This is a genomic window from Salmonella sp. 2020_1395 (genome assembly GCF_043848115.1).
Lineage (GTDB): Bacteria > Pseudomonadota > Gammaproteobacteria > Enterobacterales > Enterobacteriaceae > Salmonella > Salmonella enterica.
Genome location: NZ_JBCMFH010000005.1, coordinates 142,330 through 157,899 on the forward strand (window position 1 = coordinate 142,330; position 15,570 = coordinate 157,899).

Consider the following 15,570-nt stretch of genomic DNA (forward strand, 5'->3'; position numbering starts at 1 on the left):
TCTCATTCTTTATGCGTAATTCGTTATTAATTTTCTGTAATCATTTTGTATTAAGAATTGTCTTAATCTTAAAAATATTGCGTATTAGTGCCTTGTGAATACAGAAATACTGCATAGCGATGTTATTTATTATTAATTTAAGTACTTTTTGAGAGGTTATACTGTGACGCTACATTGAGTAGACAACCGTTAATGAAAAAAATGATGAACGACGCTTTTGCTAAAGATAATAATGAGAATTCATTACACTCTTTTCTTTTTTCTCAGCAGGCTAAACCTCACGCGGCGATTGATGCCTTATTTTCGGCCTTGTTGCCATTTGGTCAACCGTTTACGCTGGGTATCGGCGATGAGTTTTATTTACAGGCAAACGATGAACACTACATTGTATTACTGGAGTCAGGCGTTGTTTCTTTCTGTCATAATGACAAACGACTCCATATATCTTCATCGTTTGCGCCATCGGTCGTGGGTATGGTTGACAGCTATGGCGCTACCTATAATGTCCCCGCACGACCGGAACACTTTTTGCTCGCAGAAACGGTTTGTACCGGTAGATTTGTTCGCCTGCCGGATTTTATAAAAATCGCCGATGAATGCGATTTATGGCACGACGTGGCCCGTTGTCTGGCTTACCGTCTGATGGTGATGAGCGCGCGCGATCGTGAATTAGTCGGCGTCGATTCTTATCTGAAAGTTCGGGCGCTGCTGACTGAAATCTGGGCTTATCCACAGGCCTACCGGGAAAGCATTATCGTGTTGAATTTTATTCAACGGCGTACCGGGATATCGCGCAGTCGGACTATGAAGATTCTGTCTGAACTAAAAAAAGGCGGGTATATCCATATTGATAATGGGCGGCTGACGGCGCTCGGAAAACTGCCAGTGGCGTATTAATGCGCTATCCGCAACGATATATTTACATATCTCGACTGAATTTGCCTGTTATCGTTAATAAAATGTTTTATTGAAGGTTGTTATGAAGGCTATTTTAAAAAAGTCAATACAGCTAAAGGAGATAGGCCGAACGGCTGGTGTAAAGTTAATATAAAACAAGAGGTTATGTCTGGTCCTATAAAACCAAATGTCGATGATTGCAACTTGCCGTTGGCTTGCTAATAATTAATAACATCGTTATCTCATTATAACGTAAAGATTAACTCACGACGTTGAGTGGCTGTTTTATTGCCTCTGACATTTATATCAGAACAAGAAGACACTTTTTTTCGCATAAGAAAAAGTCGTGATATTGCTGTGAAGAAATATCAGCAGCCGTTTCGTTAAAAAATCTGATTACCCTCATTTTTATATTTAAAAGGAGCTTGAATGAAAAAGCCTGTACTAGCATTAATGGTCTCTGCAATTGCCTTTGGCGGAATGTTGTCCACCGCGCAAGCGGATACTACAACCGTCACTGGCGGTACGGTAAATTTTGTCGGACAGGTCGTTGACGCCGCCTGTTCTGTTTCCGCTGACTCTGTCGATCAGACCGTGACATTAGGCCAGGTTCGCGCCAGTAAATTAACCGAGGCCGGTATGGTGGCGAATCAAAAAGAAGATTTCACCATTAAACTGGAAGACTGCGATACTCAGACCAGCCAGAATGCGGCGGTGATTTTTAATGGCCAACAGGACGCAAACCAGCCGGGGTCGCTGGCGAATACCGCTGGGGCAGGTTCGGCGACGAATGTGGCATTACAACTTTATGGACCAGATGGCCAGGCGCTGAATATCGGTGAATCGTCCAGTACTGTTACCTTGAACGATGGCGAAAACGTTATTCCGCTTAGCGTGGATTATATCGCTACCGGTACGGCGACTGCCGGTAATGTTACCGCGACGGCGACATTTAGCATGGTTTATTCCTGATTCCTTATCGGGATTTTTTTCTCGTCTGTTGGGAGGCGAGAAAGGGGCGTTACGCGCGTCACTGCGCGTAACAAACCGACGGCATCAGGATATTACGCAGATGAAAAAAAACGTACCGATTTTCCTTCGATTATTGCTACTGCTGTCGGCGGCCGGCCTGTCGTTTGCCGCGCAGGCGGGAGGCATTGCGCTGGGCGCGACCAGGGTGATTTATCCGCAGGGAAGTAAGCAAACCTCCTTGCCGATTATTAATTCTTCTGCCAGCAATGTTTTTTTAATTCAGTCATGGGTCGCCAATGCCGATGGTTCACGCTCGACGGATTTTATCATTACGCCGCCTCTCTTTGTGATCCAGCCTAAAAAAGAAAATATATTACGTATTATGTATGTCGGGCCGTCATTACCGACCGATCGCGAAAGCGTATTTTATTTAAACAGTAAAGCGATACCCTCTGTCGATAAAAATAAATTGACCGGCAACTCCCTGCAAATTGCGACGCAAAGCGTGATTAAGCTATTTATCCGCCCGAAAAATCTGGCGGAGGCGCCAGCTCATGCCCCGTCGACGCTTCGCTGCCGTAACGAGCGCGGCCAGCTAACGATTACTAATCCTTCGCCGTACTACGTTTCGATGGTTGAACTGTATAGCGCGGGGAAAAAACTGCCGAATACTATGGTACCGCCGAAAGGCGCGATCACTCTCCCGGCGACGCCCGGCCAGGTATCTTTGCGCACGGTAAACGATTTTGGCGCAACGACGCCAGCACGCGTTTGTCCAGCTTCATGATGTTATGCGTAATCAGCTTTTCATGACGCGATATTACTCCAGCGTAACTAAACCCGTATTAACCCCGCTGGCGTTGGCTATCGCACTGGCGCCTGCGCCGGGGTGGGCGGAAAACTATTTCAACCCGGCATTTCTGTCTGACGACCCGTCTGCGGTGGCCGACCTATCGACCTTTTCCCGTAATGCCCAGGCGGCGGGGATGTATCGCGTTGACGTTTACCTGAACAATACGTTTCTCGCAACCAGAGACATTGCCTTCCAGGCGGTGAAAACGACGGGAAAAAGCGCGCCCACCGATGACAGCGGATTACGCGCCTGCCTGACGCCTGAAATGCTTAAAAATATGGGGGTAAACACCGGGGCGTTTCCACTGTTGGCGAAGGCGGCGGCGGGAAGTTGCCCGGATCTCGCCAGTGCGATACCGGCCGCCCGGACCCGCTTTGATTTTGCGCAGCAACGTCTCGACATTAGCATCCCGCAGGCGGCGATGGTTGCCAGCGCCAGAGGCTATATCCCACCGAAATACTGGGATGAAGGTATTAATGCGTTGCTATTGAATTACACCTTTACCGGCGCGAATAGTCAGGATCGGAGCCCAGGCGGCAGTGCGGAGAACAGCTATTTTCTTGGATTGAATAGCGGCCTTAATCTGGGGGCCTGGCGGTTACGCGACTACTCCACATGGAACGCGAATAGCGGCGATCAGAATAGCGACAGCGACTGGCAGCACATCAGTACTTATCTGGAACGTGATGTGGTCTTTTTGCAGGGAGAACTGACGGCAGGCGATAGTTATACCCCCTCCGCATTATTCGACAGCCTTCCTTTTCGCGGGCTACAACTGGCGTCTGACGACAATATGTTGCCAGACAGCATGAAGGGCTTCGCACCGACCATTCACGGCATTGCCAGAAGCAACGCGCAAGTGACCATTCGGCAAAACGGCTACATCATTAATCAGCGCTATGTGCCGCCCGGGGCATTTACTATTAATGATCTCTATCCCACCGCCGCCAGCGGCGATTTGACTGTGGAAGTCAAAGAGTCCGACGGTTCTATTAATCGCTATAACGTGCCCTATTCCGCCGTGCCGATTCTACAACGAGAAGGGCGGTTGAAGTATGCGGCGACGGTGGCGGAGTATCGCAGCGATAGTAGTCAAAAAGAGAAGGTGAAATTCAGTCAGGCGACCTTGATATGGGGGTTACCGCATGGTTTTACGCTGTATGGCGGAACACAACTTTCCAGTCATTATCACGCGCTGGCGATCGGCAGCGGCGCAAATCTGGGCGACTGGGGCGCGGTGTCGCTGGATGTCACCCAGGCTACCAGTACGCTGGCGGATAATAACACCTACCAGGGGCAATCGCTGCGTTTCCTGTATGCCAAATCGCTTGCACAGTCAGGAACCAATTTACAGCTTATGGGCTATCGCTATTCAACCTCGGGCTTTTACACGCTGGATGATACCACGTGGAAACGGATGAGCGGCTATGACGATGACAGTCGGACTGACAGCGATAAAAGCAGGCCGGAATGGGCGGATTATTACAATCTTTATTATACCAGGAGGGGGAAAGTACAACTCGATATCAATCAACAGCTAGGCGGGTTGGGATCGCTTTTTATTACCGGCAGTCAGCAAAGTTACTGGCACACTGATGAAAAGGATTCTTTGTTGCAGGTGGGATACAGCGATACGCTGGCGGGGATTGCATGGAGCGTTTCTTACAACAATAACAAATCCGCAGGCGATGCGGAGCGCGATCAAATTTTCGCGCTGAATATCTCGGTGCCGCTAAGTCAATGGCTGCAACACGATGATGAGGTCACGCGCCATCACAATGTTTACGCTACCTTTAGCACCAGTACGGACAAAGAGCATAACGTTACGCAGAATGCGGGCCTTAGCGGCACACTGCTGGACGAAAACAATCTTAGTTACAACATACAGCAAGGCTATCAGAATCACGGTATTGGCGAAAGCGGCGCCGCCAGCCTGGAATACGATGGCGCAAAAGGCAACGCCAATATTGGCTATAACGTTAGCGATAACGGCGATTACCAGCAGGTGAACTATGGCCTGAGCGGCGGCCTGGTGGCGCACGCGCATGGAGTGACGCTAAGCCAGCCGTTAGGCAATACCAATATTTTGATTGCCGCGCCGGGCGCAGCCAATGTCGGCGTTGTCGACCAGCCGGGTATTCATACGGACGCGCGTGGCTATGCGGTGGTGCCGTATGCGACAACATATCGCCAAAACCGTATGGCGCTGGACGTTAACGCCATGGCGGATGATGTCGATATTGATGACGCGGTGACTCGCGTTGTGCCGACCGAAGGCGCGCTGGTTCTGGCCCGCTTTAAAGCGCGAGTCGGCGCGCGTGCCCTGGTAACGCTGAATCATAACGGTAAGCCTGTACCCTTTGGCGCAACGGTGACGGTGAATGATCGCCATGCGGAGGCGATTGTTGACGAGGCCGGGGAAGTCTATCTTTCCGGGTTGTCAGCGCAAGGCGTTCTGCACGTTCGCTGGGGGAACCTGCCGGATCAACAGTGCGTCGCATCCTATCATCTCTCTTCCTCCCGTCAGATTCTGAGTCGACAACATGCGGAGTGTCATTAAATGAAAATACCTCTTTTATTTGCTCTGCTGGCGGGAAGTGTCGTATCGCAGTACGCCTTCGCAGACGTGTGTAAAAACGTTAACGGTGTACCTTCCAGTATTAATTACGATTTAACGACCACTCTGACGGCAGAACAAAACCAGGTGGGAAAGACGGTTCAACTGGAAAAAAGCCAGGAAGTTAATGTACAGGCGGTGTGTCCCGCCGGCGCGGCGACCTATAGCCAGACTTATCGCTCCTATGTGTCGCCATATCCGGTCGTAGAAACGAGCGGTAACTGGAAATATTTAAAGCTGGACCCGGACTACCTTGAAGGCGGAATGCGAATTGAGGATTCTTCGGCGGGCGATATCTATCCGCCAATGAACAATGTCCTGATGGGATATGATGAAAATGTGAAAGCGGGTCAACCGTTTTACGTTCGTGACTCAAATCTGGAGTTTCAGCTCAAAATTGTTAAACCGTTCGTCGGCACGGTGAATATTAGTCCTAAGACTATGTTCAATGTTTATGTCATGACCGCCGCAGGCGATCCGCTGACAGATGTCGTATACAGCATTCTTTATAGTGGAACGGTGACCGTACCGCAAAGCTGTGAAATCAACGCCGGACAAACGATTCTGGTGAATTTCGGTGCATTATACAGCGGCAATTTCAACCATGCAGGCCAAAAGCCGGAGGGGGTACGAGCGAAAAAATTCAGCGTACCGGTAAAGTGCAGCGGCCTGGATTCGCAGGTCAATTTAACGATGCGTCTTATCGCTACGCCGGATAGCCACGTTCCCCAGGCTATCGCTTCGGATAATGCGGATGTCGGCGTAGTGGTCGAAACCGATGAAGGAAACGCGCTTATCCCCAATGATGCACAGAGCGTCGCGCCTTTTATCACCGATAGCGCCGGACGCGCTAACATCACACTGCAAGCCTACCCGGTAAGTACAACAGGCGAAACGCCAGCGGAAGGGGCGTTTACCGCACTGGCCAGCCTGCGAGTGGACTTTGACTAAATGAACAGATCACACTGCGCTCTTTTTGCCATGGGACTGATGCTGTGTCCACAAATCAATGCCAGCGCTGACGACCTCGCTTATAACCTCGAATTTACCGGCACTATTGTGGCGCAAACCTGCGACATAGATATTTCCAGTCTCAGTCAAAGTATTGATTTAGGGCAGTTTGCAGTTGGCGATTTTCCTTCGACAGGAACAACGACAAAATTTAAGCCCTTTAATATCAACCTCAAAAATTGTTCCCGAGGAATTGCCGGGGCGAAGATCTGGTTTACCGGCGAACCCGATCCGGACAATCCCGCGCTACTGGCGATAACCGATACCGGAATGGGAAGCGGAAACATGTTAGCAAGCGGGGTTGGGGTGGAAATTCTGAATGATGATCAGGATACCATCAGTATCAATAATGCCGACTCGGTGGTCTATCCGTTGAAAGCCGGACGCAACACGCTGTCTTTTTATATTCGCTATAAATCGACCCGGCCGACGGTCACGTCCGGGAACGCGACGGCGGTCATGTATTTCGATATGCAGTATGAATGAGGAGCCATCGTAATTATGCGTAACGATATCCTGTACGGCATCGGGATGCTGCTGGCGGCATCCGGCGTCCAGGCGCACGATGGCCGGGTCTATGTCTCCGGAACCATCACGGACAATACGTGTTCGCTCTCTCCCGGCTCGGAAAATATTAACGTGGCGATGGGCGCGGTTTCTCAACGGCAGTTTTATCGCGCAGGCGACGGTTCCGCATGGCAACCTTTTGCTATCGATTTACAGAACTGCGGCAGCACTGCCAGCGGCGTAACGGTCAGTTTTAGCGGTGCGGCGGACAGTCGTAATACGGATTTATTGGCGCTTACCGCAGGGGAAAGCGACGCTTCGGGCATTGGGATTGCGCTTTATGATCAAAATAAAACCTTAATCCCACTGGGGCAGGAGAGTGATGTGGTGACGCTCAGTCCGGGCCAGGCGTCGGCGCATCTGCAATTTTACGCGCGTTATCTTGCTGATGGCGGCGCGGTAACGCCCGGGGACGCCAATGCCTCCGCAACCTTCATTCTTGCCTATGAATAAGTTCTTTTTACGCTGCGCGATATATTGGTGCTTGCTTCCCATATCATGGGCGCAGGCTGGCGTGGTAATTGGCGGTACTCGCTTTATCTATCATGCGGGCGCCCCGGCATTAAGCGTACCGGTAAGTAACCATTCAGAAGCGTCCTGGTTAATTGATACGCATATTTTACCTGGTGGCCGCTGGCCTGGAACCAAAAACGAAGGGAATATCACGCCCTTCGTGGTCACGCCGCCATTATTTATGCTTTCAGCGCGCCAGGAAAACTCAATGCGGGTGGTTTATACCGGCGGACCGCTACCCGCCGACAGGGAAAGTCTGTTTACCTTGAGTATCGCCGCCATTCCCTCCGGTAAACCGGAGGCGAACCGTGTACAAATGGCGTTTCGTTCGGCTTTAAAATTGCTCTATCGCCCTGAGGGACTCGCCGGCAATCCGCAGCAGGCCTACCGGCATCTGATCTGGTCGCTTACCCCCGATGGCGCGACGGTACGCAATCCGACACCCTATTACGTTACGCTCTTTTTATTACGCGCTAACGAGCGCGCCCATGACAACGCCGGGGTCGTGGCTCCCTTTGCAACGCGTCAAACGGACTGGTGCCGGCACACGGTTCGCTGCACTGTGCGCTGGCAAAGTATTAATGACTATGGGCGGGTAATGCCAGCGCAAACCGTGGATCTGACGCGTATTCATTAACCTTTTTTTCAGGCGCCTTCCGATAGCGGGAGGCTTTCCGATCTTATCGAACGAGACTTTTATTATGTATTATCACGCGTTAAAACTTTCCCGACTGGCGATGTTGACGTTGGCAGGCGTTGCCGTATCCGCCTCGGCAATCGCCGCCGATTCTGCCCCGACGTCGCAAATTGGCCCGACGGCGGAAGCCTACATCGTCAGTCATCCGGATAAAGTGGGAGAGGTGGTGGCAACGTATTTGGCCGAACATCCGGAATTTTTGGTCGCCGCCAGCGAGACGTTGCATCAGCGTCAGCAGATTGCGCAACAACAGGCGTATGTTCAACTGGCATTACAGTATCGTGCTGAGTTGCTCAGTAGCAGCAGTCCTTCCGTTGGACCAAACGAGGCAAAAGCAGCGGTGGTGATGTTCTTTGATTACCAGTGCTCGTGGTGCAGCAAAATGGCGCCTGTGGTCGAAAACCTGATTAAGGCGAACCCGGATACCCGGTTTATTTTCAAAGAGTTTCCTATTTTTTCCTCCCGCTGGCCAGTATCCGGACTGGCGGCCAGAGCCGGCGAACAGGTATGGCTTACACAGGGCGGGGCGAAATATCTCGACTGGCATAATGCGCTTTATGCCACAGGGAAGGTGGAAGGCGCGTTAACGGAACACGATGTCTACACCCTGGCGCAACATTATCTAACGCCGACGCAGTTGGCCGCCGTAAAAGAAGCGCAAAGCAGCGGTGCAGTACATGATGCGCTCCTCACTAACCAGGCACTGGCGCAGCATATGGACTTTAGCGGCACGCCTGCTTTTGTCGTCATGCCTCAGACGCAAAACGGTGATGTAAAACGGGTGACCGTGATCCCGGGAAGCACGACTCAGGATATGTTGCAAATGGCGATTCAGAAAGCGAAGGGGTGATATTCGCTCAGAGGAGAACGCACAGGAGTGAAAGTAAAATGAAGTCTATGCGTTGCGTCATACCGGTGATTTTACTTTCCTTTATCGTTCATGAAGGGACAGCGAAACCGACCGCTCAGATTCATTTTATGGGATCGGTTGTTGAGGCAGGCTGCTGGAATGACGTGGGAACCTTAGAAATTCAATGCCATAATAAAGAGGGAGTTGAACGTTATATTATTGTCGAGAATATTATCACGCCGATATCGTCTCCTCATGCAACGGTAAAACGAGATTATTTGGATGAAGATAAGCAATTAACAGTGCTACGCATTGTCTATGACTGAACCGCGTAGCAGACCGCAGATAGTGTCCCGTCAGTGTCGTGTGAGGATATTATGAAAAATGTTCTCACCTTCCCGGGACACGGTCTATAGACTTTATCTTCAGATAAATGGCGCTAAAAAGAAAAGTACGATCAATAAAAAAAGAGTGGGAATACCAATAGATATAATTTTATTACATCGGTGAGTATGATGTTGAATAGCTTGTGGCGGTATGTCAGCAGCGTCAATGATAAATCTTTCATCGATTTTTATCCCCTGCCTGGGGAGCGTAACGAACAGTTCGAAAAGCCCGATTTGTTGTAAATCTCGTCGCAGCAGATAAAGAAGTTGCGTCAAATTAGCATCGCTAACAAATTGACTTCGCTCTCCCCAAACTGCGTGTGAAATCATCTCCCGCGTAATCAGCTTCTTGTAGGCATTTTCAAAAAGATAGCTTAAACAACGCGCACGCATTAGCGTCACCTTTAGCACTTTTTTATCATGTAATGATATTATTTCTCTTAATGACTCATTATAAATAAATTCGTTATTAATAGTATATTGTCTCATGAATTCACTCCGTTTTGATATTCATAAGGTAAGTTTCACACTGTCAGTGTGTTCACTGGCGGTAAAGTACTCCTTACATCAGTACGGATAAGCGTAGAGAACCGCAAAGAAATAAGAGAATCATTTGTGATTAAACAGGATAATATTATGCTTTTTTACTTTTTTATAAAGTGTGCCAGATGTTTTTGATGTTTTTTATAAAATAGCATCATGTGTTTTTATTTCACACAGGCTGAAATGATATCAATAAAATTATAATTTAATAACAAACAGGTAGAGGAAATGATTTACTTATTGAAATAAGTGTGGTGCAAGGTTAATCTGCGCCTTAAATGATGGTGCCAGATTATACCAGCCAGGATAACCTATATGCGGCCAATAAAAAATGCAAAAAAAATTGACTACAATCTGATCAAAGTGTTCGATACGGTTATTACTGAAGGAAATGCAACCAGGGCGGCGAGGAAACTGGATGTCACGCCTGCGGCGATCTCTCAGGCTCTTCTTCGTTTACAAAATCTTTATGGCGAAGAGTTATTTATCAGAACCCGCAAAGGATTAGTTCCGTCCAGCAAAGGTAAATCGCTTCACCAGGTATTTCGCCAGGCAATTGAATCTATAGAAAGCACACTGTGCGATAAAACAGATGCTCAGGATAGTAATGAACTCATTGTTCTGGGAAGTGATATCACTGAAAATTACTATTTTCCGGCATTGCTGGATACTGTGTTGATGAATCGATATATTATTAAACACTATGCGATTAAAAAAACAGGGGAATACTCGCCAGCCTCCATGCTGACGCATGGCTATGCGGATGTCATCATGGGAATTCTGGAAATTAAGAATGAGATGATCGAAAGTTATCTTATTGATAATTTATCTGATTTTGTTTGTGTTTGTGGTGAAAAAAGTCCATTGGTTGGGCTTGAAAAAATGTCTTTATATAATTTTTATGCTGCCAGACATGCTGTTTATCATTCAGATATGTTCTCTTCCTTCACCACTGATAGCATTGATTTATTCAAGAGCAGTACGCCTTATGCGGGGCGCAGGGAAATAGGTTATTATAGTGATTCACTATTTGGAGTTATCGGTGTTGTTGAAAAAAGCGATATGGTTGCGATTTTGCCAGGAAAGATTGCTACTTATTTTAGAGATGTGCGGCGTTATAATATAAAAATACTACGTATGCCTGATGAAATAATTTTTCGTACATTACCCGTTTATGCTTATCTGGCTACAAACAGCACCCATTATAAAAATGCCAAAAAACTGATATCAACATTTCAGTCGACCTTTCTTTTTAGCCAGGAAAAGCAGCCTGACGCTTTGGTTGAAGGAAGCACATCCTTATGCGATTTGTCGGTTTAATATCAAATTATTGTATTAAATAAATAACCGTTATGACCATGGTCAGTAAAGCAAAAAATAATGCTATATATTTATACTCTTCTTTTTTTAAAGAAGAGGGGAGGTTTTTCTTTTCATTGCTGATAATAATGTTAGCATCTACTTTAATACCAGTTCGAGGCACCGTGGAAAAAAACTGGCTCAGGCCAAAGCCTTTAAGATCGCGCCGCAGTAGATATAAAATCTGGGTCAGGTTGGCGTCGCTGATAAATTGACTTCTTTCCCCCCAAAGTTCATTAGTGAGTTGTTTTTTATAAATGATCTCTTGTTGTGCATGATTCAGCATATATTCCAGACACTTTATGCGCATTGCGGCAATTTTTATCATCTTTCCCGTTTTTATGTTTTTTAGCTCATTGGTCTTATCATTGTAAGTGTGCGTGCTGTTAATTAAATAAATAGTCATGATGTTATTTAATGGGTTTAATTGGGGTGGCGATAATAATATGCATATTAAATTTATGGATCAACTGGCGTGATTGTAATAGCGTCTTTTTTCCAGAGAAAATCGTATCGTGTCACAAAAATGATGGTTTTTTAGAAAAACTAAAATTTTATTTTTAGTCGCTCTAAAAATAAAATGATAGTAGTGTTAATTTTTATCAGTAGATTGATATGCTTTGATTGATTTATTGTTGATATAAAATAATTTGAATTATGGCGCAAGGCCTATGCCAACCATAAAAAAGGTATAGGCTATTAGTCACAATGCATTAATGCTACATAATTGTTATGCTTTTATAGTAGCGCCAGGGAAATAAAATCTTCGGATGATAAAGAATAGTTTTAGTCTGGGCGTTATTTTATGGATGTTTTATTTTAAATTATTAAACCGATTTCTCTTGTTGACGTAGGGTTATTTGCTAAGCAACGGGCTGGCTTGTTGCGGCCGCTCGTTGTCTATATCTGAATTAATAAGGAGAAACGTATGAATAAGAAAAGTTCGTCAATGGTTAACATGCCCGCACCGCGTGAGCCGATTAACCAGAAAATCGATACCAATAACGCATTGGTGTTAAATCATAACGCCATATATGAACAACGATTAGCGGAGATCACGCAATCTAATACCTGTGACAAGGCCATTGTCACCGTAAATCCCTACGGGACCGCCCCGTTGAGTCTCTATCTGGGGGTTTGGATGGATGAAGCTGCCGCGCTTGAGATCAATGTTGTTGATAGCGAAGCGACGACAGAGGAAGTGCGTTATCAATATGATGTACATCCGGGCGCTAACCTTATTCCTGTGTGTGGGATGGTATCCGCGGTGAATAATCAGATTACCCTACGCCTTGCCTCGCAAATTGTCGGGCAATATACAGTAATGACAGACGCATTACCGCCCACGGATTCGGCTAACGTGAGCCTCGGTTTCCCTATTATTAGCGTCTCCTGTCCTGCGCAGCAGGCCTCGCTGATGGAGGAAGGACTTTATTTCTCCACTTATTTTGATCGGTATAATCTGGCTTTTGATCATAACGGGATTGTCCGGTGGTATGTAAGTCAGGAAATCCCTTCTTATAATTTTGTCAGAATGGATAACGGCCATTTCCTGGCGACGTCACAGGGAATAAACCATTGCCTGAATATGTATGAATTTGACATTATGGGACGGGTTTATACTGTTTATCTTCTCGACAATGAGTTCCATCACTCCATTCTTCCCATTGAGAACAATCTGGCGATTGCGCCTTCAGAATATAGCAATGGACGGCCAGACGGTTACTCAACCGGGAAAGATGGCGTTTCTATTATTAACTTATCTACCGGACTTGAAGTCGCCTATTACGATATGCTGTATGTGATGGATTATTCCAGATCGCCGCGTCCTTCCGGAAGCGCGCCAGGTCAGGATGTATCAATGGATGACTGGCTGCATATCAACCAAAGCTATATTAATGAACCCAACAATTTGCTGATCTGTTCCGGTCGACATCAGAGCGCGATTTTTGGCGTAAATGTGGATTCCGGCGAACTGCGCTTTATTATGGCGAACCATGAGGATTGGTCTGACGAATTCAAGCAATACTTATTAACCCCTGTCGATGATGATGGTGTCCCGCTGTACGATCTTACCTCGCCGGGAGGGATTGATGCGGCAGATAAGAATTTCTGGACCTGGGGGCAGCATAACATTGTTGAAATTCCAAACGATGAGCCTGGTATCCTGGAGTTTATGGTCTTTGATAATGGTAACTATCGTTCACGCGAAGATGCGAAAAGTCTGTTGCCGCTCGATAACTTCAGCCGGGTGGTGCAGTTTAAAATAAACCTAAACACGATGACCGTAACGCGTCCGTATGAATATGGTAAAACGGAAGTCGGGAACCGGGGCTATAGCAGTTTTGTGAGCGCTAAGCATTTATTGACTAATGGTCACCTGGTTATTCACTTCGGCGCGACGACGGTTGATGAGTTTGAACATACCATTACCGCGCAACCAGGTTCCAGCGATCTTGTCGATCCGGATGAAGGGCAACAGGCGTTAGGCCGACTGGTATTACAAGAAATCAATAAAGAGACGAAAGAGGTTTTATTCGAAGCGATGGTGACGTCGGGCTATTTCAAGAACGAAGAGACGAATGGCACGAATTATCGTTATGATATTTCTGCATTTCGGGTATACAAAATGCCGCTGTTTGCATAACTAAGTATGTTATGCGGCCGGTTATCGACCGCATAACATTATGGCTTATTTGCTAATATCATCCACGCGCATGGTGTGGTCAGGTTGAATATTGTTAACCTGCTTCATATAGTTAACCAACGCTGGTGCGGTTTGTATCCCTATATATTTGATATTTTTACCTTTAGTGAAGGTAAATCCGCCACCACCTTTACCGATAAAGGAATCCAGCGCGACGGTATAGAGTTTATTGTCTTCTACCGGTTTGCCTTTGATATCAAATTCAACAATACGCTGGCCCAGCGGTTTGGTGCTGTCATATTTAAACTGGACGGTTTTAGATACGTGCAGCATACCGTTTTTCAGATCGGCAGCGTGTGACATGATGGATTTCAGGTCCTTACCGCTGATTTCCATGCTCATGACATCGTTGGTGAACGGATACATACTCAGCACATCACCATAGGTGATATTACCTTTAGGCAATTCGGTACGGATGCCGCCAGCATTATAGAAGGATGCGTCGGCGCCAGGAACGGTAGCCATCAGGGCATCGGTGATTAAGTTGCCGGTTGGCGCGGATTCACCGTAAGAACGGGTCAGCACTTCCGGAGAGTGCGCGACCACCTCATCGGTAATTTTCTTAACCTTGTTATCCCATTCGTCAATTTTGGCCTGCGTGACCGGATCTGGCTTATAAGTATCCGCATACATGGTGATCAACTTACCATTGTAGCTGTCCACTTTTTTGGTTTCCGGGTTCCAGTCAAGCACCAGTTTACCTAATTCGATGGTGTACGCATCCGTGGAAACGACAAGGGTATCGCCCACTTTAATCGGTTCTGGCGTACCTTTATGCGCATGGCCGGTAATCAGGACGTTAAGTCCATAGCCTTCCAGCGATTTCGCCATATCAACGTCGGTTTTCAGGGCGCGTGCGACATCAGCCTCGCCCGCGCTGGACTGCATACCCGGCACGCCTTCGTGGGCGAGCAGCACGGTCAGGTCAACTTTCCCTTTTAACTCTTCCAGCTGTTTTTTCACATAAGGAATCGGATCGCGGCAGTCAACGCCTTCACGCACGCCTGCGGCAATCGCTTCATAGAATGCGGAAACGCCGTGCATACCGATGACGCCGATCTTGAATCCATCTTTTTCCACGATGGTATACGGTTCTTTAATTAATGGCGTATCTGTGCCGCTGTAAAAAACATTATCCAACAATACCGGGAATTGCAATTTGCTGAGTTGTTTAACCAGATTCTCATGGCCATGGTCAAATTCATGGTTACCGACAGAGACGGCGTCGTAAGGCATGGTATTTAAAATATCAATAATAGCCTCGCCTTTGGTCAGCGTACTGATAAAAGGTCCGGTGAAATAGTCGCCAGCATCAAAGAAAAAGACATCTTTCTCTTTCGCTTTTGCATCTTTGACAATTTTCGAGATGGGCGCAAAGCCCCCTACCGGACGTGTCTTGGATACATAGGGGATAATTTCTGGGGTTACATGGGCATGTAAATCGTTTGTATAATAAATTGTGATGTCACGCGCATCGGCTGAAAAGGAAATGGCTGAAGACAAACCAATGCACAGCGACAGTAGGGATATCGAAAACTTTTTGTTCATATAAACCATCCATTTACGCTACATTAAAGAAAAACAATGTCTGTAGTCGT

15 protein-coding genes are annotated in these 15,570 nt (G+C 47.1%); 12 read left to right on the forward strand and 3 right to left on the reverse strand.

The features are described 5' to 3' along the window. Positions 1 to 192: 192 nt before the first annotated feature. The 10 genes from ACH0WD_RS10025 (at position 193) to ACH0WD_RS10070 (ending at position 9,303) form a co-directional block, all read left to right on the forward strand. On the forward strand, positions 193 to 897 hold the full coding sequence (locus tag ACH0WD_RS10025; protein WP_000738619.1) for a winged helix-turn-helix transcriptional regulator: 705 nt from the start codon (positions 193 to 195) through the stop codon (positions 895 to 897). Between the two features lie 429 nt (positions 898 to 1,326). Then, complete coding sequence (locus ACH0WD_RS10030; RefSeq protein WP_000743357.1) at positions 1,327 to 1,869, forward strand: fimbrial protein BcfA; 543 nt, start codon at positions 1,327 to 1,329, stop codon at positions 1,867 to 1,869. Between the two features lie 100 nt (positions 1,870 to 1,969). After that, on the forward strand, positions 1,970 to 2,656 hold the full coding sequence (bcfB, locus tag ACH0WD_RS10035; RefSeq protein ID WP_000742551.1) for a fimbrial biogenesis chaperone BcfB: 687 nt from the start codon (positions 1,970 to 1,972) through the stop codon (positions 2,654 to 2,656). A 4-nt stretch (positions 2,657 to 2,660) separates the two neighbouring features. Continuing rightward, positions 2,661 to 5,282, forward strand: coding sequence for a fimbrial usher BcfC (gene bcfC / locus ACH0WD_RS10040; RefSeq protein WP_001245853.1), 2,622 nt, complete (start codon positions 2,661 to 2,663; stop codon positions 5,280 to 5,282). Further along, on the forward strand, positions 5,283 to 6,290 hold the full coding sequence (locus ACH0WD_RS10045; protein ID WP_000701238.1) for a fimbrial protein BcfD: 1,008 nt from the start codon (positions 5,283 to 5,285) through the stop codon (positions 6,288 to 6,290). It abuts the gene before it with no gap. After that, the gene (locus tag ACH0WD_RS10050; protein WP_001082038.1) at positions 6,291 to 6,836 is read left to right on the forward strand and encodes a fimbrial protein BcfE; all 546 of its coding nucleotides are present in this window, start codon (positions 6,291 to 6,293) and stop codon (positions 6,834 to 6,836) included. It abuts the gene before it with no gap. Positions 6,837 to 6,851: 15 nt separating this feature from the next. After that, positions 6,852 to 7,370: a fimbrial protein BcfF gene (locus tag ACH0WD_RS10055; RefSeq protein WP_001243232.1), complete on the forward strand. Its 519-nt coding sequence runs from the start codon at positions 6,852 to 6,854 to the stop codon at positions 7,368 to 7,370. Continuing rightward, complete coding sequence (bcfG, locus tag ACH0WD_RS10060) at positions 7,336 to 8,067, forward strand: fimbrial chaperone BcfG (RefSeq protein ID WP_172480782.1); 732 nt, start codon at positions 7,336 to 7,338, stop codon at positions 8,065 to 8,067. The genes ACH0WD_RS10055 and bcfG overlap by 35 nt, the downstream gene beginning before the upstream one ends. A 64-nt stretch (positions 8,068 to 8,131) precedes the next feature. Further along, positions 8,132 to 8,977: a DsbA family protein gene (locus ACH0WD_RS10065; RefSeq protein ID WP_000291391.1), complete on the forward strand. Its 846-nt coding sequence runs from the start codon at positions 8,132 to 8,134 to the stop codon at positions 8,975 to 8,977. A 38-nt stretch (positions 8,978 to 9,015) separates the two neighbouring features. Beyond that, a complete protein-coding gene (locus ACH0WD_RS10070; RefSeq protein ID WP_000839833.1) occupies positions 9,016 to 9,303 on the forward strand; it encodes a hypothetical protein in 288 nt (95 codons plus the stop codon). A gap of 99 nt (positions 9,304 to 9,402) precedes the next feature. Here ACH0WD_RS10070 and ACH0WD_RS10075 read toward each other — a convergent pair whose 3' ends face one another. Further along, a complete protein-coding gene (locus ACH0WD_RS10075) occupies positions 9,403 to 9,852 on the reverse strand; it encodes a transcriptional regulator (protein ID WP_001250361.1) in 450 nt (149 codons plus the stop codon). A 369-nt stretch (positions 9,853 to 10,221) separates the two neighbouring features. Between ACH0WD_RS10075 and ACH0WD_RS10080 the strand changes: the two genes are divergently transcribed. Then, complete coding sequence (locus tag ACH0WD_RS10080) at positions 10,222 to 11,226, forward strand: LysR family transcriptional regulator (protein ID WP_001247391.1); 1,005 nt, start codon at positions 10,222 to 10,224, stop codon at positions 11,224 to 11,226. 7 nt (positions 11,227 to 11,233) lie between these two features. Here ACH0WD_RS10080 and ACH0WD_RS10085 read toward each other — a convergent pair whose 3' ends face one another. Further along, positions 11,234 to 11,671, reverse strand: a complete 438-nt coding sequence (locus ACH0WD_RS10085; RefSeq protein ID WP_000158341.1) for a transcriptional regulator — start codon at positions 11,669 to 11,671, stop codon at positions 11,234 to 11,236. A gap of 522 nt (positions 11,672 to 12,193) precedes the next feature. Between ACH0WD_RS10085 and ACH0WD_RS10090 the strand changes: the two genes are divergently transcribed. Next, the gene (locus tag ACH0WD_RS10090; RefSeq protein WP_001036514.1) at positions 12,194 to 13,912 is read left to right on the forward strand and encodes an aryl-sulfate sulfotransferase; all 1,719 of its coding nucleotides are present in this window, start codon (positions 12,194 to 12,196) and stop codon (positions 13,910 to 13,912) included. A 45-nt stretch (positions 13,913 to 13,957) separates the two neighbouring features. Here the strand turns inward: ACH0WD_RS10090 and ACH0WD_RS10095 are convergent, their stop codons facing one another. Continuing rightward, positions 13,958 to 15,529 (reverse strand): bifunctional UDP-sugar hydrolase/5'-nucleotidase, encoded by a 1,572-nt coding sequence (locus ACH0WD_RS10095; RefSeq protein WP_000262866.1) that lies wholly within the window; start codon positions 15,527 to 15,529, stop codon positions 13,958 to 13,960. Between the last annotated feature and the right edge of the window lie 41 nt (positions 15,530 to 15,570).

Coding starts and splice junctions, on each gene's coding strand:
- ACH0WD_RS10080 (WP_001247391.1), top strand. CDS start 10,222: ATGCGGCCAATAAAAAATGCAAAAAAAATTGACTACAATCTGATCAAA.
- ACH0WD_RS10030 (WP_000743357.1), top strand. CDS start 1,327: ATGAAAAAGCCTGTACTAGCATTAATGGTCTCTGCAATTGCCTTTGGC.
- ACH0WD_RS10065 (WP_000291391.1), top strand. CDS start 8,132: ATGTATTATCACGCGTTAAAACTTTCCCGACTGGCGATGTTGACGTTG.
- ACH0WD_RS10090 (WP_001036514.1), top strand. CDS start 12,194: ATGAATAAGAAAAGTTCGTCAATGGTTAACATGCCCGCACCGCGTGAG.
- bcfB (WP_000742551.1), top strand. CDS start 1,970: ATGAAAAAAAACGTACCGATTTTCCTTCGATTATTGCTACTGCTGTCG.
- ACH0WD_RS10050 (WP_001082038.1), top strand. CDS start 6,291: ATGAACAGATCACACTGCGCTCTTTTTGCCATGGGACTGATGCTGTGT.
- ACH0WD_RS10095 (WP_000262866.1), bottom strand. CDS start 15,529: ATGGTTTATATGAACAAAAAGTTTTCGATATCCCTACTGTCGCTGTGC.
- bcfG (WP_172480782.1), top strand. CDS start 7,336: ATGCCTCCGCAACCTTCATTCTTGCCTATGAATAAGTTCTTTTTACGC.
- ACH0WD_RS10045 (WP_000701238.1), top strand. CDS start 5,283: ATGAAAATACCTCTTTTATTTGCTCTGCTGGCGGGAAGTGTCGTATCG.
- ACH0WD_RS10075 (WP_001250361.1), bottom strand. CDS start 9,852: ATGAGACAATATACTATTAATAACGAATTTATTTATAATGAGTCATTA.
- ACH0WD_RS10055 (WP_001243232.1), top strand. CDS start 6,852: ATGCGTAACGATATCCTGTACGGCATCGGGATGCTGCTGGCGGCATCC.
- ACH0WD_RS10070 (WP_000839833.1), top strand. CDS start 9,016: ATGAAGTCTATGCGTTGCGTCATACCGGTGATTTTACTTTCCTTTATC.
- ACH0WD_RS10025 (WP_000738619.1), top strand. CDS start 193: ATGAAAAAAATGATGAACGACGCTTTTGCTAAAGATAATAATGAGAAT.
- bcfC (WP_001245853.1), top strand. CDS start 2,661: ATGCGTAATCAGCTTTTCATGACGCGATATTACTCCAGCGTAACTAAA.
- ACH0WD_RS10085 (WP_000158341.1), bottom strand. CDS start 11,671: ATGACTATTTATTTAATTAACAGCACGCACACTTACAATGATAAGACC.